Annotated in this window: 19 protein-coding genes; 6 read left to right on the top strand and 13 right to left on the bottom strand. The window is 56.0% G+C overall.

Features of this window, described 5'->3' with window-relative positions; translation table 11 throughout:
• Window positions 1-33: 33 nt before the first annotated feature.
• Window positions 34-243 (bottom strand): hypothetical protein, encoded by a 210-nt coding sequence (locus AABB92_RS07070; RefSeq protein WP_031374472.1) that lies wholly within the window; start codon window positions 241-243, stop codon window positions 34-36.
• A 248-nt stretch (window positions 244-491) separates the two neighbouring features.
• Here AABB92_RS07070 and lolC point away from each other — a divergent pair, with 248 nt between their 5' ends.
• The 4 genes from lolC to cobB all read left to right on the top strand — a co-directional run bounded on the left by lolC (window position 492) and on the right by cobB (window position 4,615).
• Complete coding sequence (gene lolC / locus AABB92_RS07065) at window positions 492-1,691, top strand: lipoprotein-releasing ABC transporter permease subunit LolC (protein ID WP_031374473.1); 1,200 nt, start codon at window positions 492-494, stop codon at window positions 1,689-1,691.
• Window positions 1,684-2,388 carry a lipoprotein-releasing ABC transporter ATP-binding protein LolD gene (gene lolD / locus AABB92_RS07060; protein WP_031374474.1) on the top strand — a complete coding sequence of 235 codons (705 nt, stop codon included), beginning with the start codon at window positions 1,684-1,686 and terminating at the stop codon, window positions 2,386-2,388. Before lolC ends, lolD begins: the two co-directional genes overlap by 8 nt.
• Window positions 2,388-3,632 carry a lipoprotein-releasing ABC transporter permease subunit LolE gene (gene lolE / locus AABB92_RS07055; protein ID WP_031374475.1) on the top strand — a complete coding sequence of 415 codons (1,245 nt, stop codon included), beginning with the start codon at window positions 2,388-2,390 and terminating at the stop codon, window positions 3,630-3,632. The genes lolD and lolE overlap by 1 nt, the downstream gene beginning before the upstream one ends.
• A 149-nt stretch (window positions 3,633-3,781) precedes the next feature.
• Window positions 3,782-4,615 (top strand): Sir2 family NAD+-dependent deacetylase, encoded by an 834-nt coding sequence (gene cobB, locus AABB92_RS07050; protein ID WP_031374476.1) that lies wholly within the window; start codon window positions 3,782-3,784, stop codon window positions 4,613-4,615.
• Window positions 4,616-4,649: 34 nt separating this feature from the next.
• On the opposite strand, the gene potD is transcribed toward cobB, so the two are convergent.
• Genes potD through potA form a run of 4 tightly spaced genes read right to left on the bottom strand, consistent with a single transcriptional unit; the run spans window position 4,650 to window position 8,436 of the window.
• Complete coding sequence (potD, locus tag AABB92_RS07045; protein WP_031374477.1) at window positions 4,650-5,693, bottom strand: spermidine/putrescine ABC transporter substrate-binding protein PotD; 1,044 nt, start codon at window positions 5,691-5,693, stop codon at window positions 4,650-4,652.
• A 13-nt stretch (window positions 5,694-5,706) separates the two neighbouring features.
• Window positions 5,707-6,480, bottom strand: a complete 774-nt coding sequence (potC, locus tag AABB92_RS07040) for a spermidine/putrescine ABC transporter permease PotC (protein WP_031374478.1) — start codon at window positions 6,478-6,480, stop codon at window positions 5,707-5,709.
• Entirely contained in the window at window positions 6,477-7,328 is an 852-nt protein-coding gene (gene potB / locus AABB92_RS07035) for a spermidine/putrescine ABC transporter permease PotB (protein WP_089561182.1), read from the bottom strand. The genes potC and potB overlap by 4 nt, the downstream gene beginning before the upstream one ends.
• Entirely contained in the window at window positions 7,321-8,436 is a 1,116-nt protein-coding gene (potA, locus tag AABB92_RS07030) for a spermidine/putrescine ABC transporter ATP-binding protein PotA (protein ID WP_046288386.1), read from the bottom strand. The genes potB and potA overlap by 8 nt, the downstream gene beginning before the upstream one ends.
• A gap of 315 nt (window positions 8,437-8,751) precedes the next feature.
• On the opposite strand from potA, the gene pepT reads away from it, so the two are divergent.
• Complete coding sequence (gene pepT / locus AABB92_RS07025; protein WP_031374480.1) at window positions 8,752-9,981, top strand: peptidase T; 1,230 nt, start codon at window positions 8,752-8,754, stop codon at window positions 9,979-9,981.
• Between the two features lie 112 nt (window positions 9,982-10,093).
• On the opposite strand, the gene AABB92_RS07020 is transcribed toward pepT, so the two are convergent.
• The 8 genes from AABB92_RS07020 to rluE all read right to left on the bottom strand — a co-directional run bounded on the left by AABB92_RS07020 (window position 10,094) and on the right by rluE (window position 17,957).
• Window positions 10,094-11,218, bottom strand: coding sequence for a ribosomal protein uL16 3-hydroxylase (locus AABB92_RS07020; protein WP_031374481.1), 1,125 nt, complete (start codon window positions 11,216-11,218; stop codon window positions 10,094-10,096).
• 57 nt (window positions 11,219-11,275) lie between these two features.
• The gene (phoQ, locus tag AABB92_RS07015; protein WP_031374482.1) at window positions 11,276-12,736 is read right to left on the bottom strand and encodes a two-component system sensor histidine kinase PhoQ; all 1,461 of its coding nucleotides are present in this window, start codon (window positions 12,734-12,736) and stop codon (window positions 11,276-11,278) included.
• Between the two features lie 2 nt (window positions 12,737-12,738).
• Window positions 12,739-13,407, bottom strand: coding sequence for a two-component system response regulator PhoP (gene phoP / locus AABB92_RS07010; protein WP_031374483.1), 669 nt, complete (start codon window positions 13,405-13,407; stop codon window positions 12,739-12,741).
• A 104-nt stretch (window positions 13,408-13,511) separates the two neighbouring features.
• On the bottom strand, window positions 13,512-14,882 hold the full coding sequence (gene purB, locus AABB92_RS07005) for an adenylosuccinate lyase (protein ID WP_031374484.1): 1,371 nt from the start codon (window positions 14,880-14,882) through the stop codon (window positions 13,512-13,514).
• 44 nt (window positions 14,883-14,926) lie between these two features.
• A complete protein-coding gene (hflD, locus tag AABB92_RS07000; RefSeq protein WP_031374485.1) occupies window positions 14,927-15,568 on the bottom strand; it encodes a high frequency lysogenization protein HflD in 642 nt (213 codons plus the stop codon).
• 43 nt (window positions 15,569-15,611) lie between these two features.
• The gene (mnmA, locus tag AABB92_RS06995; RefSeq protein WP_046288385.1) at window positions 15,612-16,724 is read right to left on the bottom strand and encodes a tRNA 2-thiouridine(34) synthase MnmA; all 1,113 of its coding nucleotides are present in this window, start codon (window positions 16,722-16,724) and stop codon (window positions 15,612-15,614) included.
• Between the two features lie 39 nt (window positions 16,725-16,763).
• A complete protein-coding gene (locus AABB92_RS06990) occupies window positions 16,764-17,240 on the bottom strand; it encodes an NUDIX domain-containing protein (protein ID WP_031374486.1) in 477 nt (158 codons plus the stop codon).
• A 45-nt stretch (window positions 17,241-17,285) separates the two neighbouring features.
• Window positions 17,286-17,957 carry a 23S rRNA pseudouridine(2457) synthase RluE gene (gene rluE, locus AABB92_RS06985; protein WP_082097586.1) on the bottom strand — a complete coding sequence of 224 codons (672 nt, stop codon included), beginning with the start codon at window positions 17,955-17,957 and terminating at the stop codon, window positions 17,286-17,288.
• A gap of 97 nt (window positions 17,958-18,054) precedes the next feature.
• Between rluE and icd the strand changes: the two genes are divergently transcribed.
• Window positions 18,055-19,305 (top strand): NADP-dependent isocitrate dehydrogenase, encoded by a 1,251-nt coding sequence (gene icd, locus AABB92_RS06980; RefSeq protein ID WP_046288384.1) that lies wholly within the window; start codon window positions 18,055-18,057, stop codon window positions 19,303-19,305.
• The last annotated feature ends 131 nt before the right edge of the window (window positions 19,306-19,436 follow it).

Below are 19,436 nucleotides of genomic sequence, written 5' to 3'. Positions count from 1 at the left end.
GCGACGAGGGTTAAGACCCGGACAGGGGGGATTTTATTTTATAGATTGCTGTGTGTAATACATGCGCGGGCGGTCAATGTTCGCCCAGGTTAATTCCTGCTCAGAATGATAGCTATGATTGCCATCATCCCATTTTATGTAGTAGCCGGCTGGCGCATCTCCCTGCGCAAAGACGTTGATAACTTCGCCTCTGATCTCCCCGGATTTATGTTTTACAATACTGCCTTTGGGAAATTTAAACATGGTCGCTACCTCTACCGCTGTGCGATAACGTCACGCTTTATCGTCTTACTGATTGTAGTCTAGCGCGATGAGTGGCGGATAATCCGCCAATAACCGACTGCTTTAGGCGCTATACCTGCGCTTTGTGGCTCGCCGTGACCTATTCTGATGCAACTTTGCTGCCGACTCAGAGGGTTAGAGGTTTCATAAAGGCAGCGGCTCCTTTATCATCCCACTACCTATTTTCAGGCAACGGCTTACTGGATTCCATGTATCAACCTGTCGCGCTATTTATCGGTCTGCGTTACATGCGCGGACGCGCATCGGATCGCTTCGGTCGCTTTGTCTCCTGGCTTTCTACTATTGGCATTACGCTTGGCGTGCTGGCGATGGTGACGGTTCTGTCAGTCATGAACGGCTTCGAACGTGAACTTGAAGGCAATATTCTTGGGCTGATGCCGCAGGCGCTGATTACCAGCGACAAAGGCAGTCTCAACCCGCAACAACAACCGCCTTCCAGCCTGGCGCTGCAGGGCGTCAGCCGCATTGCGCCGCTGACCACCGCTAACGTGGTGCTGCAAAGTCCGCACAGCGTCTCGGTCGGCGTGATGCTCGGTATTCAGCCGGATGAAAAAGATCCGCTGACGCCTTTCCTGGTCAATACCCAACAGAGCGTGCTGCAACCCGGCCAGTATAATGTGATCCTCGGCGAACAGCTGGCATCACAACTTGGCGTGAAGCGCGGCGATCAGCTGCGTCTGATGGTGCCGTCGGTCAGCCAGTTTACCCCGATGGGGCGGGTCCCGAGTCAGCGTCTGTTCACCGTGGCGGGCACCTATGCCGCCAACAGCGAAGTCGATGGCTACCAGATTCTGGTCAATCAACAGGATGCGTCGCGCGTGATGCGCTATCCGGCCGGGAATATTACCGGCTGGCGCTTATGGCTGGATAAGCCGCTGGAGGTTGATAGTCTCAGTCAGCAAACTTTGCCGGCCGGGCTGGTGTGGAAAGACTGGCGCGAGCGCAAGGGCGATCTGTTCCAGGCGGTGCGGATGGAGAAAAACATGATGGGGCTGCTGCTGAGCCTGATCATTGCGGTCGCCGCCTTTAACATCATTACCTCGTTGGGCCTGCTGATTATGGAGAAGCAGGGTGAAGTAGCGATTCTGCAAACGCAGGGGCTGACACGCCGGCAGATTGTCGCGGTGTTCATGGTACAGGGCGCCAGCGCCGGCATTATCGGCACCTTACTCGGTACGCTGCTGGGCGTACTGCTGGCCAGCCAGCTGAATAACCTGATGCCGGTGATCGGCCTGTTCCTCGATGGCGCAGCGCTGCCGGTCGACATTAATCTGTGGCAAGTGGTGACCATCGCCCTGAGCGCGATGGTAGTGGCGCTGCTTTCTACGCTCTATCCTTCGTGGCGCGCTGCCGCCGTTCAACCCGCTGAGGCTTTACGTTATGAGTAACTCTCCTTTGTTGCAGTGTCGCGACCTGTGCAAACGCTATCAGGAAGGCAGCGTGCAGACCGATGTGCTGCGCAATGTGGCTTTCAGCCTGCAGCCTGGCGAACTGACGGCGATTGTCGGCAGTTCCGGATCGGGTAAAAGTACCCTGTTGCACCTGCTGGGCGGTCTGGATGCCCCGACCTCGGGTGACGTGATCTTTGATGGTCAGTCGCTGAACGCCATGTCCTCCTCCGCTAAAGCGGATCTGCGCAACCGCGAGCTGGGCTTTATCTATCAGTTCCACCATCTGCTGCCCGATTTTAGTGCGCTGGAGAACGTGGCGATGCCGCTGCTGATTGGCAAAGTCGCCAAAGCTGAAGCGCAGGACCGCGCCCGCGAGATGCTGGCTGCCGTCGGGCTGGATCATCGCGCCGCACACCGCCCGTCAGAATTATCGGGTGGCGAGCGTCAGCGCGTGGCGATTGCCCGGGCACTGGTCAACCGTCCTCGTCTGGTGATGGCGGATGAGCCCACCGGTAACCTTGATGCGCGCAACGCCGATGCCATTTTTGCCCTGCTGGGTGAACTCAACGTGCGTCAGGGCACCGCGTTCCTGGTGGTGACCCACGATCTGCAACTGGCGAAACGGATGTCGCGCCAGATGGAGATGCGTGATGGTCAGTTAAGCGAACAGCTGAGCATGGCAGGAGCAGAGTAATGGGATCGTCGTTATCGCTGCTGTTAGGCCTGCGCTTTAGCCGTGGCCGCCGCCGTGGCGGCATGGTATCGCTGATTTCGGTGATCTCAACCATCGGTATTGCGCTGGGTGTGGCGGTATTAATCATTGGCCTGAGCGCGATGAACGGGTTTGAGCGTGAGCTAAATAACCGCATTCTGGCCGTGGTCCCACACGGTGAGATTGAGGCGGTCAATCAGCCGTTTCAGCGCTGGCAATCAATGATTGCGCCGATTGAAAAGGTGCCAGGCATTGCGGCGGCGGCCCCGTATGTCAATTTCACCGGACTGATTGAAAGCGGTGCGCGACTCGAAGCGCTGCAGGTTAAAGGCGTGGATCCGGCGCAGGAGCCGCGACTGAGCGCACTGCCGCAGTTTGTCGCTAACAACGGCTGGTCGACGTTTGCCGCCGGTAAGCAGCAGATCATCCTCGGCGGCGGCATTGCCACTACGCTCAAAGTCAAACAGGGCGACTGGATCACCATCATGATCCCGAATAACGATGGGGATAACAAACTGCTGCAACCGAAGCGCATCCGGCTTCAGGTCAGTGGTATCCTGCAACTGAGTGGCATGCTCGATCACAGCCTGGCGCTGGTGCCGCTGGCCGATGCGCAACAGTATCTTGATATGGGCAACAGCGTAACCGGCATTGCGTTGAAAATGAACGATCCGTTCCAGGCGGTTAAGCTGGTGCGTGACGCTGGTGAAGCGACCCATTCCTATGTCTATATCAAAAGCTGGATCGGCACCTACGGCTACATGTACCGCGACATTCAGATGATTCGCGCCATTATGTATCTGGCGATGGTGCTGGTAATTGGCGTCGCCTGCTTCAACATCGTTTCCACCCTGGTGATGGCGGTCAAAGACAAAAGCAGCGACATTGCGGTGCTCCGGACGCTCGGTGCCAAAGATCGCCTGATCCGCGCCATCTTCATCTGGTACGGTCTGCTGGCGGGCTTGCTCGGCAGCGTCAGCGGCGTGGTGGTGGGCGTGCTGGTATCACTGAACCTGACGCATCTGGTGCGCGGGCTGGAGTCGCTCACCGGCCATCATCTGCTGGCCGGCGATATCTACTTTATCGACTTCCTGCCGTCGGAGCTGCACTGGGTCGATGTGTTCTCGGTCCTGATCACCGCCATCGTGCTGAGCCTGGTGGCCAGCTGGTATCCAGCCAGACGCGCCAGCCGCATCGACCCGGCTCGGGTACTGAGCGGACAGTAATTGACACGCGGCGCGAATTCACTCTTCGCGCCGCGCACATTTTCGGCCTCTGCTGCATGGCGCTGTCATGCGCAACCGTTATTATCGGGTGAATTCAGCCCAGAATTTGTTTATAGCGGCTCGCCGAAGCCGCTGCTCCAGGAGATTTTATGCGTACACCACGTCGCCGCATACGACTTGCCCGCCTTAAAAAGACCCGGAGAAAGGTGCATCAGCGCTTTCGCCAGCGAATTTTCGAGCGTGATCGTCAGGCCGAGCTGGCCGCCCATCCACAGCCGCACGTTGTGGTGCTGACCGGCGCTGGCATTTCAGCCGAGTCCGGTATCCGCACCTTCCGCGCCGCTGATGGTTTGTGGGAAGAACATCATGTCGAAGATGTTGCGACCCCGGAAGGCTTTCAGCGCGATCCTGCGCTGGTGCAACGTTTCTATAACGCCCGTCGTCAGCAACTGCAGCAGGCAGAGATTCAGCCTAATGCCGCCCATCTGGCGCTGGCCGAACTGGAACAGGTGTTAGGCGATAACTTCCTGCTGGTAACCCAGAATATTGATAATCTGCATGAGCGTGCCGGCAATGCCCGGGTACTGCATATGCACGGTGAGCTGCTGAAAGTGCGCTGCGTCAACAGCGGTCAGGTGATTGAGTGGACCGGGGATATTACTCCTGACGACCGCTGTACCTGCTGCCAGTTTCCTTCAGCGCTGCGTCCGCATGTGGTGTGGTTTGGTGAAATGCCGCTGGGCATGGAGCAGATCTATCAGGCACTGGAGCAGGCCGATTACTTTATTGCTATCGGGACCTCTGGCCATGTCTATCCGGCAGCAGGCTTTGTCCATGAAGCCAAACTGCAGGGTGCGCATACCGTTGAGCTGAATCTGGAACCGAGTCAGGTTGGCAATGAGTTTGCCGAGCGGCATTACGGCCTGGCCAGTGAAGTGGTGCCGGAGTTTGTGCATACGCTGCTGCGTGGCCTGTATAAATAAGCCGGGTGACGACGGGCCGCCCGGCTTCTGTGGCTTAGCGGCCCGCTTTCAGCTGCTGGAACAGCGTCTCGTACTGCACGCTAGCATCGCCGACATCATCCTGCCATTCACCGTGCTGAATGACGTCAGCAGACGGATAGAGTGACGGATCGTTTGCCACCGAGGCCGGTAACAGCTTCTTCGCGGCCAGATTCGGCGTCGGGTAACCGATGGTTTCCGCCACTTTTGCCGCCACGTCCGGGCGCAGCAGGAAGTTGATCAGCTTCAGCGCGCCCGCTTTGTTCTTCGCGTTGGCGGGAATGGCAAGATTATCCATCCAGAAAATGCCGCCTTCTGCAGGCCAGACGATCGTCAGTGGGGTGCCCGCCTGCCGGGCCACATAGGCCGATCCGTTCCAGATCATCCCCAGATTCACTTCGCCTTCCATAAACGGGTTGCCCGGATTATCGGAGTTGAACGCCAGCACGTTGGGCATCAGCTTTTTCAGCTCCTGATAGGCAGCCTTGATCTGCGCCGGATCGCGGGTGTTTCCGGAGTAACCCAGCTTACGCAGCGCCATCTGAAACACTTCCCGCGCATCGTCGGTCAGCAACAGGCTCTGCTTATATTCAGGCTTCCACAAATCGGCCCAACGGGTGACGCTCTTTGGATCGATCTCGTCACTGTTCACGCCAATGGCGGTCGCACCCCAGATGTAGGGAATGGAGTAATCGTTATTGGGATCGAACGGCTTGTTCAGCAGATTCGGATCCAGATTGCTGAAGTTGTTCAACTGGCTCTTGTCGATCTTCTGCAACATGCCTTCGTTACGCATTTTGGCGACAAAATAGGTTGAGGGCACCACCAGATCGTAAGCGCCATCTTTCCAGGTTTTGAGCTTGGCGTACATGCTCTCATTGGATTCATAAGTCGAGTAGATCACCTTGATGCCGGTCTCTTTGGTGAACTGTTCCAGCAGACCCGGCGGGACATACTCGGTCCAGTTATAGAAGTAGAGCGTTTTACCGTCGTCCGCCTGAGCAGACTGCATCCCCAGTGCCAGCGCGCCAGCCGCCAGCCAGTGAGACCATTTTTTCATTATCAATCCTCGGTTATTTATTTCTGTCACGCAGTAACCACTGACTGCCCGCCACCAGCAGCAACGACAGCAACATCAGAATCGTGGCGAGCGCATTCACTTCAGGCGAAACGCCCACTTTTACCATTGAGTAAATTTTCAGCGGCAATATTTCAAAGGTGGGGCCGGTCACAAACGAAGAGACCACCACATCATCCATTGACAGGGTAAAGCTCAGCAACCATCCGGCCGCGACGGCTGGCATAGCCAGCGGCAGGATAATTTTGCGCAGAATTGTGGTCTCGCTGGCACCCAGATCTTTTGCCGCTTCCAGCATCCGCACATCAAAGCCTTTCAGCCGCGAGTAAACGGTGATCACCACAAACGGCAGACAGAAGGTGATGTGGGAGAACAGCAGCGACCAGAATCCCAGCGAGATCCCCAGCAGCATAAACAGCACCAGCAGCGAAATCGCCATCACAATATCTGGCGACATCATCACCACAAACAGCATGCCGCTGACAAAAGGCTTGCCGCGAAAGCGATAGCGATAGAGCGCTACCGCAGTGAGCGAGCCTATCAGCGTCGCACAGCTGGCCGACAGCACGCCCATGATCAGCGAATGCTGCGCCGCCTGCAGCAGGCTGTCGTTGTTCAGCAGCAGGTGATACCACCGGGTAGTGAACCCTTGCCAGTTAATGCCAAAGCGGGAAGCGTTGAACGAATTCACGATTAAAATCACAATCGGAATATAGAACCAGGCATAAATGAGCGTCATAAAACTGCCGCGTAACAGGCGTGTCATCATCCTAAATCCACCTTGTTATTCAGCAGCCGCGCAACGCGCCAGTAAATCAGCAGCAGCAGGCCCATTAACAGCGTCATCACAATGCTGGTGGCGGCACCAAACGGCCAGTCACGAATATTGAGGAACTGACTCTTGATCACGTTGCCAATCAGCAGGTTTTTCGCGCCGCCCATCAAATCCGCCACATAGAACAGCCCCATCGCCGGGATCAACACCAGCAGGCATCCGGCGATAATTCCCGGCATGGTGAGCGGCAGGATGATGCGGAAAAAGGTCTGTATTTTTCCGGCACCCAAATCACGCGCCGCTTCGAGCAGCGGTTTATCCAGCTTCTCCAGACTGGAGTAAAGCGGCAGCACCATAAACGGCAGCAGAATGTAGATCAGCCCGAGCACCACCGCTTCCGGGGTATAGATAATACGAAACGGCTTATCGATCAGGCCGATCGACAGCAGAAAATCATTCAGCCAGCCGCGGGTACTGAGGAATATTTTCAGCCCATAGATGCGGATCAGTGAGTTGGTCCAGAACGGAACTATCAACAGAAACAGCATCAGCGGACGCAGTCGCGCCGGTAACATCGTCAGGCACCAGGCGAACGGGTAGCCCAGCAGCAGGCAGCAGAGGGTGGCAATCAGCGCCATATTAAGCGAATGCAGCAGCACTTCGGCATACAGCGGATCAAGCAGGCGCGTGTAGTTGCTAAGGGTAAATACCGCGCTGACAAAGTGTGCATCGTCACGTGTCAGGAAGCTGGTGATAAAAATCATCAGATTGGGCAGAAAGACAAACAGCGCCAGCCAGCCAACAATCAGCGCAATGACGCTTTTCTGGAAACCATTACGCATCAGCTTCATACGGCAATACCACCTCCCAGCTGGGCACCCAGTTCACCGCCATTTTCTGGTTCAGTGAGTGGTCAAAGTCAGGATCGTCTTCATTAAAGAACTCGCTCACCGTTACCAGCTTGCCGTTCTCCAGTTCCACGGTAGATTCCAGCGTCATGCCTTTGTAGTTACGCTCACGGACATAACCGATCAGGCCGTCAGCCGCGCTATCACCATGAATCTCCTCCACCCGCAAATCCTCCGGGCGCAGCATCACGTGCAGCCGATCGCCTGGCCGGACCGGGAAAGCACAGTGGATATCACACTCACGACCTTCCACTCTGGCGCGTATTAATGGTGCGCTGTCGCTGGCGATCACTTCGGCATCAAAGACGTTGATCTCACCGATAAAGCGGGCGACAAACAGATTATCAGGTTCTTCGTAGATCTCACGTGGCGTGCCATCCTGCACAATTTTCCCGTCGCGCATCACCACAATCCGATCGGACATGGTCAGCGCCTCTTCCTGATCGTGGGTGACGAAAACAAAGGTAATACCCAGCTTGCGCTGTAGCGCTTTTAGCTCATTCTGCATCTGCTTACGCAGCTTGTAGTCCAGCGCAGAGAGTGACTCGTCCAGCAGCAGAACTTTTGGCCGGTTAACGACCGCGCGGGCGATAGCGACGCGCTGTTGCTGTCCGCCCGACAGCTGATGGGGACGCCGATCGGCAAAGCTTTCCAGCTGCACCATTGCCAGCGCATCATTAACCCGGGTAGTGATTTGTGCCGCCGGCGTTTTTTGCATCCGCAGACCAAACGCGACGTTCTCAAATACCGTCATATGCGGGAACAGCGCGTAGCTCTGAAACACCGTATTGACGTGGCGGTGTTCGGCCACGGTGTCAGTAATATCCTGATTGTCCAGCAGGATGCGACCGCGATCCGCCTCTTCCAGACCGGCGATCAGTCGCAGAATGGTGGTTTTGCCGCAGCCCGACGGACCGAGCAGGGTAATAAATTCGCCGTGGTGAATGGTCAGATTAAAATCATCAATGATGGTTTTGCCATCGAAAGCTTTACTGATGCCAGAAAGCGTAACCAGCGCCTGCTGTGCGCGTGTTTGCGTCATTTTAGTCTCAGTCTGTCAAAGGTCGAACAGGTTACAGCATAGCCGTCTACTGCGGCCAGCCAGCAAGAAGGGGCGGATGATACCTGAAAAATGTGGCAATGCCATGTTTTGACCCCACCGGGCAGGCGATAATCAGGATTGTTAACAACACATTGCGAGACTTGCCGCAACAATCTCACAATCCGGCTTTTTTTTCGGCGTGATCGCTTCCCCAAATGGGATCGACAGCGCTAACCTGTCTGCTGATGATTTGACGCAACGTTGCGTCCGGCTGGTCTGTGAATAATAACGGACGGCACTTTTAAAGGATGGGATATGGAACAGTTACTTGAGCGTTTTTTGAGTTACGTCGCAGTCGAAACCCAGGCAAAACCGCAGGCGCGTCAGGTGCCAAGCAGTGAAGGGCAGTGGACGCTGGCGCGTCAGCTGCAGGAAGAACTGCTGGCGTTGGGTTTTGTTGACGTCACGTTAAGCGATCACTGTTGCGTCATGGGCACGCTGCCGGCCAATGTAGACTGGCCAACGCCGGTGATTGGTTTTATCTCCCATATGGATACCTCGCCTGACTTTACCGCGAAACATGTTAATCCGCAGATTATTGAGAATTACCGCGGCGGTGACATTGCGCTGGGCAATGGCGATGAGATCCTTTCGCCGGTGATGTTTCCGGTGCTGCACAAGCTGATCGGCCACACGCTGATTACCACCGATGGCAAAACCCTGCTGGGGGCGGACGACAAGGCCGGTATTGCCGAAATTATGACGGCGATGGCGCGGCTGGCGGACAGCGATATTCCGCATGGTGCCATCCGCGTCGCCTTTACGCCCGACGAAGAGATTGGGCGCGGCACCTCGCATTTTGATGTCGAAGGCTTTGCCGCTGACTGGGCCTACACCGTTGACGGCAGCGACCTGGGGGAGTTTGAGTATGAAAACTTTAATGCCGCCTCCGCCACGGTCAAAATCGTGGGCAATAATGTGCATCCGGGCTCAGCCAAAGGGGTGATGGTTAACGCGCTGGATCTGGCCAATCAGTTTCATGCTGCCGTGCCGGCCAATGAAAAACCGCAGTACACCGAAGGCTATGAGGGCTTCTATCATCTGCACCAGATGAAAGGCACGGTTGAACACGCTGAGCTGCACTACATTATTCGCGACTTTGATACCGACAGTTTTGAGCAGCGCAAACAGACGCTACAGCAGATTGCGACGGAGATGACCAAAACCCTGCATAAAGATTGTTCCGTCACCGTAGAGATCACCAACAGCTATCGCAACATGCGTGAAAAGGTGGAACCTTTCCCGCATATCATTGAGTTAGCGCTACAGGCGATGCGTGACTGCGCTATTGAGCCGGTGGTCAAACCGATTCGCGGCGGTACTGACGGATCCGCGCTGTCATGGAAAGGCTTGCCGTGTCCGAACCTGTTTACCGGCGGCTACAACTATCACGGCAAACATGAATTTGCCTCGCTGAATATCATGGCGAAGTCAGTGGAGGTGATTGTGCGGTTGTCGGAACTGGCGGCGCAGAAGAAAGGTTAAGTTGCGAACGGGGTTTTACTGAAGCAGGCTCTCTGCCGCTAATGGCGGAGAGCCTGATGAGGAGACTGGCTTGCGGAGGGCAGGCGGCGGATGCGTCTGCCCTCCAGGTCAGTTATTCTTCGCCAAAATACCAGTATCCGGCATTCACCAGACCGGCAATCTGCGCCAGCACCGCCGGATCGTCCAGCGCATCCCCGAGATCTTCCAGCGTGATGCGATAATGATGCGCCAGCACGGCCATCACTTCAGGATGTGAACATTCAACCCGCTCACCGTTGACGTAGACCGCATCGCCAATTGTCAGGACCCGCAGGCCACCTAACCGGCTCAGCGCATCACCCTGTTGCAGCGCGTCATAAATCTCATCAGGCTGATAAGGCGGCTCTGGCGGCGCGACATCCAGCTCATGACGGGATTGAGAAATAAACTCGCCAAACCACTGAGCAAAGTGTTCCGGTTGGTTGATCACGTCCAGCATCACCTGACGGACGCCTTCAATCTCCTGCGGCAGGATCTGTGAAGGGCACTCGCGCGACGGCACGTCCGGATCGCTAAAGCGCAGGCTGCCCAGCTCGTTGGCCAGCGCGTAATCGGCAAAGCCGCTGATCAGTTCACGTCCGCTTGGCGCACGGAAACCCACCGAATAGTTCAGCGCATTTTCCAGCGAATAGCCTTCGTGCGGGAATCCAGGCGGAATGTAGAGGATATCGCCCGGCTCCATCTCTTCATCAATAATGGCATCGAACGGTTCCACCTGCAGCAGATCCGGATGAGGGCAATGCTGCTTCATCGGCACTTTTTCACCGACGCGCCAGCGGCGACGGCCACTGCCCTGAATAATGAAGACGTCATACTGATCGAAATGCGGACCGACACCGCCTCCCGGCACCGCGAACGACACCATCAGGTCATCGATACGCCAGTCAGGCAAAAAGCGGAAAGGGCGCATCAGGGCGGCAGAAGGTTCATGCCAGTGATTAACCGCCTGCACCAGCAGCGACCAGTTATTCTCACCCAGATGGTCGTAGCTCTCAAACGGGCCGTGACTGACCTGCCATTTGCCATCCTGATGGCTCACCAGGCGGCTATCTACCTCGTTTTCCATCGCCAGTCCGGCCAGTTCATCCGGAGAAAGGGGATCGACAAAGTTTTTGAAGCCACGCTTCAGTACCACCGGGCGTTTTTGCCAGTAGCGTTGAATAAAATCGGGCCAGTTGAGATCGAGCTGATAGTCCATACAAGGGTTCCGCTTAGGGCTGTAAATGCCAGCAAGTATAACAGCCCGGACGGTTTTCTACTCGCGGCGATGTTCGACTTCCTGGCGCTGAAAGACTACTTCCATCCGGGTGCCACCCAGTGCGCTGCCTGAAGCGATAACCTTACCCGCATATTGCTCAAGTATATCCAGCACCACCGCCAGCCCCAGTCCCTGACCGGGGCGCAGGGTGTCGGCGCGCTGACCGCGGACAAACACCAGATCGCGTTTGCTCTCCGGAATACCGGGACCGTCATCGTCTATGTAGAGATGCAGCGCTTTTTCGCTCTGATAAGCGCTGACTTCAATAAACTCGAGGCAATATTTACAGGCGTTATCCAGCACGTTACCCATCACTTCCATAAAATCGTTCTGGTCGCCGACGAAAGTGAGTTCCGGTGAGATATCGAGGGTGATTGCCACCCCTTTACGCTGATAAACCTTGTTCAGCGCCGAACACAGGCTGTCGAGCAGACCGGAGACCGAATGCAGGTCGCGCTGCAGCGGATTGTGATCGGCCTGCATACTGGCGCGATGCAGGTAATAACCGACCTGTTGCGAGATGCGGCTGATCTGCTCCAACATCACCGGTTCAGCCTCTTCTACCGTCAACTCTTTGCCGCTGCGTAGCGACCGCAGGGTGCTTTGCAGTACCGCCAGCGGGGTTTTGAGACTGTGCGTCAGGTCCGACAGAGTGGTGCGATAACGGGTATAGCGCTGCCGTTCGTTCGTCAGCAGCAGGTTGAGGTTGCGCACCAGGCTGCGCAATTCCTGCGGCGGATTATCATCCAGTTTTTCACGCTGGCTGGTCTCCAGTTCCCGCACCTGCTGAGTCAGTGCGCCAATCGGACGCAGGCTCCAGTGCGCCGCCAGCCACAGCAGCGGCACGATCAGGATCAGGTTAGCCGCCAGCACATAGCTGAACCATGACCACACCACATCCGAATGCTGTAACTCCTGCGGGATCGAGTCGACCACCACAATGGTCAGCGCTGGCAGATTGGTGGTAGCGTCATAGCGGTTAACCGCAACGGAGTGGGTGAAGGTATCGTCACTGTCGGTATCCCAGGCATGCAGTCGCCGTTTCGCGCTGAGGTTATCCCCCATCGCCGCCAGGCTGGTGCCGTTGCTGGTATCAATCTCGTAGAAATCCGGTTTGATCAGCCAGTCACGGTGGATTTTCTTGCGGATCTCCGGCACGTCGCGTTGCTGCCACAGCAGCTTGCCGTGCTCGTCGTAAATGAACACCAGCGTCGGGAAGTTAAGCGTCATCCGTTCCGGCTGGGCAATGGTGAGCTGATTGTCATGCCACTGCGCCAGCGTAAAGAACAGATTGCTTTCGCCCCGCATCACCCGATAGGTGTTTTTATCGAAGCTCACCACATAGCCAATAACCGCGACCATGCCATAGGAGAGGGAGAGGAACAGGACAATCGCTGCGGAGGCCAGCAGAAAACGGGCGCGCAGCGAAATCGGGCGATAACGACTAAACCAGGACATGGTCAGAGATCAAAGCGGTAACCCTGGCCACGCACGGTGGCGATGACGTCGGCGGGATGCAACGCCAGAATCTTTTTGCGCAGACGCCCCATCAGCACGTCGATGGTGTGGCTTTCACGCAGTTCTGCGTCGGGATAGAGTTGCAGCATCAGCGAATCCTTGCTCACCACTTTACCGGCGTTGCGAATCAGGGTTTCGACGATGGTATATTCAAAGGCGGTCAGCTTCACCGGCTGCTCATTCACCGTCAGTTCGCGACGGGACAAATCAACCTGAAACGGCGACATATCGATGATCTGCGATGCGTGGCCGCTATTGCGCCGCATCAGCGCCTGCAGCCGTGCCGCCACCTCTTCAATATGAAACGGCTTGGTGACGTAATCATCCGCACCGGCTTCCAGCGCTTCCACTTTTGCCTGCCAGCCTTCACGGGCGGTCAGCACCAGAATCGGCTGACGCACGGCATCACTGCGCCAGCGGCGGATCAGTGACATGCCATCTTCATCCGGCAGGCCTAAATCGACCAGCGCGATGTCCGGCAGGTGCTCGCGAAGAAAATAGTCGGCTTCTTTGGCGTCTTCGGCGGCATCAACCTGATGGCCCATATCACGTAACTGCACGGCGAGATGATGGCGCAGCAGAGCATTGTCTTCCACTACCAGAACACGCATAGGAATTCCTTACTATCTGAATGAGTCAAATTGCAGAAAGTATACGCGAAATGAACTAAACAAGATGTTAACGCAGACCGGCCTGAACCGGTCTGCGGAGGGGATTATTTCAGATCGTCAACCATCTGGATAGCACGGCCGATATAGTTGGCTGGCGTCATCTGCTTCAGACGCACTTTTTCCTCTTCCGGCAGCGCCAGGCTGTCGATAAAGGCCTGCATGCCCGCCGCATCAACCCGTTTGCCGCGCGTCAGCTCTTTCAGCTTCTCGTACGGCTTTTCAATGCCATAACGGCGCATCACCGTCTGGATCGGTTCGGCCAGCACTTCCCAGTTGTGATCCAGTTCATCGAGCAGACGATCGCGGTTCACTTCCAGTTTTGAAATGCCTTTCAGCGTTGCCTGATAGGCGATCAGCGCATAGCCAATGCCGACGCCGAGGTTACGCAGTACGGTGGAGTCGGTCAGGTCGCGCTGCCAGCGGGAGACCGGCAACTTGCTGGCCAGATGCTGCATCACCGCGTTTGCCAGACCCAGATTACCTTCGGAATTTTCGAAATCGATCGGGTTTACTTTGTGCGGCATGGTTGAGGAACCGATTTCGCCAGCGATGGTTTTCTGTTTGAAATGATTCAGCGCCACGTAGCCCCAGATATCACGATCGAAATCGATCAGGATGGTGTTGAAGCGGGCGATGCAGTCGAACATCTCTGCGATGTAGTCATGCGGCTCAATCTGGGTGGTGTAGGGGTTCCAGCTGATCCCCAGCGAAGTGACAAAACGCTCGCTCAGCTGATGCCAGTCAACTTCCGGATACGCGGCGATGTGGGCGTTATAGTTACCGACCGCACCGTTGATTTTGCCCAGCACCTCAATCTGGCTCAGCTGACGCAGCTGGCGCTCCAGACGATAGGCGACATTGGCCATCTCTTTGCCCATGGTGGACGGCGTGGCGGGCTGGCCATGCGTGCGGGAGAGCAGCGGAATATCACGGTATTCTGACGCCAGGCCTTTTACAGCGGCGATCAGCTGCTGCCAGTAAGGCAGGATCACCTCGCGGCGCGCGGTTTCCAGCATCAGCGCATGAGAGAGGTTGTTGATATCTTCGGAAGTGCAGGCGAAGTGAATGAACTCAGATACCGCATGCAGGGCAGGGACGTCCGCCACTTTCTCTTTCAGGAAATATTCGACCGCTTTAACGTCGTGATTGGTGGTGCGCTCAATGGTCTTGATGCGCGCCGCATCGTCTTCCGAAAAGTTGCTGACAATCGCGTCAAGGAAAGCGTTTGCGTCGGCATCAAATGCAGGAACTTCCTTGATCTCTGCGGTCGCGGCCAGTTTTTGTAACCAGCGAACTTCAACCTCAACGCGGAATTTCAGCAAACCAAATTCGCTGAAAATCGCACGCAGCGGGCTGACTTTATCGCCGTAACGACCATCGACAGGTGAGACGGCGGTCAGAGAGGATAATTCCATCAGTGCAACTCCTGAATCATTTAACAGTATTTTGCCGCACCGACTTAGTAAGTCAGTGGCAGCCGGGATAAGAGGGTCTTTGCTTCACGCAGCAAACGCTGGCGCGAAAACATCAGTTGCAGACGGCCACCGCCGACCTGCTGCCACAAAACGGCGGCACGAATGCCGGCTAACAGCGTGGCCCGCACTTTACTCTGCAACTGCGGATTCTGCAGCACGGCGGGCGAACCGGTCACCTGGATACGCGGACCTAACGGGCTGATAACGTCAACGTAGATGCCGGCCATAGCGCTCAGAATGGTATCGGATTCCAGTTCGTAGTGCGCCAGCTGACGGTCGAGCTGGCTGATACGCTGGGCCAGCGTCGCCATCGCTGATTTATTGGCGCTGAGCTTACGTTCCAGCACCATCATGCTAAGGGTATAACGCGTCAGTTCCGCGCCCGCGCCCTGACGACTGCTGCTGTTGAGCACCGCCATCAGGGTTTCGAGGCCGAGGCGCAGGTTGGCTTCATTGTTGCCAAACACCGCCAGCGTCGAGCTGGGATTGAGATCCAGCACGCTGCGCAGCGTCACGGTAAACGCCTCGGGCTGACAGTGACCCTGCTGTGCCAGCTGCTGCACCAGATGGGCCGACTGACAGATGCCTGCCAGCGCCAGTGTGATTTCCTGATAGTTCTTCGCCACGGTTACTCCTGTTTACGCGTCATGAACGCCGGGTTAAGGCGGCTTATTTTGCGACTAACGGCAGACGCTCTTCGATAATGCCGCCACCCAGGCAGACCTCGCCAAGATAGAACACCGCAGATTGTCCGGGCGTGACCGCCGCGACAGGTTCATCAAAACGGACTTCAATCCGGTCTTCGCCATGCGGAATGATCTCACACGGGATGTCGGTCTGGCGATAGCGGGTTTTAACCGTACAGCGCAGCGGAGCCGCGATTGGCTGACGATCGACCCAGTGCAGCTGCTGCGCGATCAGGCCGACCGACATCAGACGCGGATGATCGCCACCCTGTGCGACAATCAGGCGATTGCGCGCCACATCTTTGTCGACCACATACCAGGGATCATCTTTGCTCTCTTTCAGGCCGCCGATACCCAGACCTTTGCGCTGGCCCAGCGTATGGTACATCAGACCCTGATGTTCGCCGACGATCTGACCGTCCACGGTCTCAATCTCACCGGGCTGAGCCGGCAGATAACGCGCCAGGAAGTCACGGAATTTGCGCTCACCGATAAAGCAGATGCCGGTAGAGTCTTTCTTTTTGGCGGTAATTAAATCCAGCTGTTCAGCGATGCGGCGCACCTCGGGCTTTTCCAGCTCGCCGACCGGGAACAGACTCTGAGCAATCTGCTGGTGGCTCAGGGTATACAGGAAGTAACTCTGATCTTTGTTGCCATCCAGGCCGCGCAGCAGCTGGCTCTGACCCTCTACGTCCTGACGACGAACATAGTGGCCGGTGGCAATGAAATCCGCGCCGAGATCTTCAGCCGCGAACTCGAGGAACGCTTTGAATTTGATCTCTTTATTGCACAGGATATCGGGGTTCGGCGTACGACCCGCTTTATACTCTTCGAGGAAGTGCTCAAAGACGTTATCCCAGTATTCAGCGGCAAAGTTGACCTTGTGCAGCTTAATACCCAGTTTGTCGCACACCGCTTGCGCATCCGCCAGATCGTCCGCGGCAGTACAATATTCCTCGCCATCGTCCTCCTCCCAGTTCTTCATGAACAGGCCTTCGACCTGGTAGCCCTGCTGTTGCAGTAACCAGGCGGAAACGGAAGAATCGACGCCGCCGGACATACCGACGATCACTTTTTTCTGGCTGTTGTCAGACATGACACGCTCGCATAACGATAAAAAAACAGGCGGCGCATTCTACCATGCAGAAGACGGGCGCGCACCCTCATGAAACGGCCAGCGGAACGCGCTGACCAGATGTAACGGATAGCGCGCGCCCTGTTGCCACAGCCGTACGCTTTCCGCCACCAACGGTGAACGCAGGTTAGACGCGGTGAGAATCTGCGCTGGCGGCAACCACCAGCAGCAATCGATATCGCTATCCTGCGGCTGGGTTGGCTGCTTTTTGGCCAGATCGAGGCCAAACAGAAAACGCACAAAAGGCGTATTATCAGGCGCTATCCACTGATGAACGGTGATGAAATAGGCCATTTCTGCCGCGATACCGGTCTCTTCATATAATTCACGTTGCGCGGCTTGCTGCAGCGTTTCGTCCGCTTCAAGGTGTCCGGCTGGCTGATTCCAGGTAGGCTGTCCCTTAATGGTCTCTTCTACTACCAGCAGTTCACCTTCCGCCTGCACTAAACAGGCGACCGTGACATGAGGTTTAAACATCGTTCCTCCGGAATTGTTAACCTGACGTTATAAAAAATCGCTCTGTCAGGCTGGACTGTCGTCAGCATCGCGCCATGCGCCGGGCGCCAGATTATCGAGCGTATAGCCGCCCATCGCATAACGGATCAGCCGCAGAGTTGGAAAACCAATATGGGCCGTCATCCGGCGCAGCTGGCGGTTGCGGCCCTCATACAGCGTCACTTTAAGCCACTGGGTCGGGATATTTTTACGCTCGCGAATCGGCGGCTGGCGCGGCCAGAGCCACGCCGGTTCAGCGACTTTCTCGACCTGCGCCGGCAGGGTTGGGCCATCTTTCAGACTAACCCCATCCCGCAACGGTTGCAGGTCGCTCTCCTGCGGCTCGCCTTCGACCTGAACATAGTAGATCTTGCCGGTGCGTTTGCCGGGCTGGGTTAGCGCGGCCTGTAAGGCACCCTCGTTGGTCAGTACCATCAACCCTTCGCTGTCGCGATCGAGACGGCCCGCGGCATAGACCCCGGCCACGCTGATGAAATCTTTCAGGGTACGACGGCCCGCTTCATCGGTGAACTGTGGCAAAACATCGAAGGGTTTGTTAAACAGCACCACGCGGCGCGGCGCGGCACTACGCTCAGGGGCACGTCGCGCATCACGCGTCGGGCGGCTGAATCGTTTATCCTGGTGAATTCGTTGAGATGTTTTTCGCATGGGCTTTGCAGTCAGAAACAATGGGCGCATTATAACGCGAAATTGCGGTGATTGGCGTGACGGAAATATTCAAGTAGTATTGACCCGCATCTTACAAATCATTAACAAAATCGCCTAGGAGAGGTTAATGGAAAGCAAAGTAGTTGTTCCGGCGGAAGGTCAAAAAATCACCCTGAACCAGGGCAAACTGGTTGTCCCGAATAATCCGGTCATTCCTTACATTGAGGGTGACGGTATCGGCGTTGATGTTTCACCAGTGATGCTGAAAGTGGTCGACGCTGCGGTGAAGAAAGCCTACAACGGCGAGCGCAAAATCTCCTGGATGGAGATTTACACCGGTGAGAAATCCGTGGAACTTTACGGCCAGGACGTCTGGCTGCCACAGGAAACCCTCGACTTAATTAAAGAATATCGCGTTGCCATCAAAGGCCCACTGACCACCCCGGTCGGCGGCGGTATTCGTTCACTGAACGTTGCCCTGCGTCAGGAGCTGGACCTCTACGTCTGCCTGCGTCCGGTACGTTACTACAAAGGCACGCCAAGCCCGGTTAAACGTCCTGAAGAGACCGACATGGTGATCTTCCGTGAAAACTCCGAAGATATCTATGCTGGTATCGAGTGGAAAGCGGGTTCTGCCGAAGCGGACAAAGTGATCAAGTTCCTGCGCGAAGAGATGGGCGTGAAGAAAATTCGCTTCCCTGAGCAGTGTGGTATCGGCGTTAAGCCGTGCTCGGAAGAGGGTACCAAGCGTCTGGTACGCGCGGCAGTGGAATACACCATCACCAACGATCGTGATTCCCTGACTCTGGTCCACAAAGGCAACATCATGAAGTTCACCGAAGGCTCGTTCAAAGACTGGGGTTACCAGTTAGTGAAAGAAGAGTTCGGCGGCGAACTGATCGACGGCGGCCCGTGGATGAAGTTCAAAAACCCGAACACCGGTAAAGAGATCATCGTTAAAGATGTGATTGCCGATGCGTTCCTGCAGCAAATCCTGCTGCGTCCGGCTGAATATGACGTTATCGCCTGTATGAACCTGAACGGTGACTACATCTCCGACGCCCTGGCGGCGCAGGTTGGCGGTATCGGTATTGCACCAGGCGCTAACATTGGTGATGAGTGCGCGCTGTTCGAAGCCACGCACGGTACTGCACCTAAGTATGCCGGTCAGGATAAAGTGAACCCAGGTTCAGTGATCCTGTCAGCAGAAATGATGCTGCGTCACATGGAATGGTTCGAAGCGGCAGACCTGATTGTTAAAGGTGTTGAAGGCGCTATCGCTAACAAGACCGTGACTTACGATTTCGAACGCCTGATGGATGGCGCTAAATTGCTGAAATGTTCAGAGTTTGGTGACGCGATCATCGAAAATATGTAATCCCTGACGGGATGACGTGGATTAAAAACGGGAGCGGAAACGTTCCCGTTTTTTTATGGAAAAACTGGCTCGCCAGCCAGAGCGCATCCGGCGTCAGGCTGGAAAAACTAAGGTCATACTAAAACCTGGCA

It is taken from the genome of Pantoea brenneri, assembly GCF_038594305.1.
Taxonomy (GTDB): Bacteria; Pseudomonadota; Gammaproteobacteria; order Enterobacterales; family Enterobacteriaceae; genus Pantoea; species Pantoea brenneri.
Note: the sequence above shows the minus strand (reverse complement) of the source record. Positions and strands in the feature narration are given on the sequence as shown.

Excerpts from the sequence above, each read along its gene's own strand:
- AABB92_RS07070 (WP_031374472.1), bottom strand. The coding sequence starts at position 243 with ATGTTTAAATTTCCCAAAGGCAGTATTGTAAAACATAAATCCGGGGAG.
- lolC (WP_031374473.1), top strand. The coding sequence starts at position 492 with ATGTATCAACCTGTCGCGCTATTTATCGGTCTGCGTTACATGCGCGGA.
- lolD (WP_031374474.1), top strand. The coding sequence starts at position 1,684 with ATGAGTAACTCTCCTTTGTTGCAGTGTCGCGACCTGTGCAAACGCTAT.
- lolE (WP_031374475.1), top strand. The coding sequence starts at position 2,388 with ATGGGATCGTCGTTATCGCTGCTGTTAGGCCTGCGCTTTAGCCGTGGC.
- cobB (WP_031374476.1), top strand. The coding sequence starts at position 3,782 with ATGCGTACACCACGTCGCCGCATACGACTTGCCCGCCTTAAAAAGACC.
- potD (WP_031374477.1), bottom strand. The coding sequence starts at position 5,693 with ATGAAAAAATGGTCTCACTGGCTGGCGGCTGGCGCGCTGGCACTGGGG.
- potC (WP_031374478.1), bottom strand. The coding sequence starts at position 6,480 with ATGATGACACGCCTGTTACGCGGCAGTTTTATGACGCTCATTTATGCC.
- potB (WP_089561182.1), bottom strand. The coding sequence starts at position 7,328 with ATGCGTAATGGTTTCCAGAAAAGCGTCATTGCGCTGATTGTTGGCTGG.
- potA (WP_046288386.1), bottom strand. The coding sequence starts at position 8,436 with ATGACGCAAACACGCGCACAGCAGGCGCTGGTTACGCTTTCTGGCATC.
- pepT (WP_031374480.1), top strand. The coding sequence starts at position 8,752 with ATGGAACAGTTACTTGAGCGTTTTTTGAGTTACGTCGCAGTCGAAACC.
- AABB92_RS07020 (WP_031374481.1), bottom strand. The coding sequence starts at position 11,218 with ATGGACTATCAGCTCGATCTCAACTGGCCCGATTTTATTCAACGCTAC.
- phoQ (WP_031374482.1), bottom strand. The coding sequence starts at position 12,736 with ATGTCCTGGTTTAGTCGTTATCGCCCGATTTCGCTGCGCGCCCGTTTT.
- phoP (WP_031374483.1), bottom strand. The coding sequence starts at position 13,407 with ATGCGTGTTCTGGTAGTGGAAGACAATGCTCTGCTGCGCCATCATCTC.
- purB (WP_031374484.1), bottom strand. The coding sequence starts at position 14,882 with ATGGAATTATCCTCTCTGACCGCCGTCTCACCTGTCGATGGTCGTTAC.
- mnmA (WP_046288385.1), bottom strand. The coding sequence starts at position 16,724 with ATGTCTGACAACAGCCAGAAAAAAGTGATCGTCGGTATGTCCGGCGGC.
- AABB92_RS06990 (WP_031374486.1), bottom strand. The coding sequence starts at position 17,240 with ATGTTTAAACCTCATGTCACGGTCGCCTGTTTAGTGCAGGCGGAAGGT.
- rluE (WP_082097586.1), bottom strand. The coding sequence starts at position 17,957 with ATGCGCCCATTGTTTCTGACTGCAAAGCCCATGCGAAAAACATCTCAA.
- icd (WP_046288384.1), top strand. The coding sequence starts at position 18,055 with ATGGAAAGCAAAGTAGTTGTTCCGGCGGAAGGTCAAAAAATCACCCTG.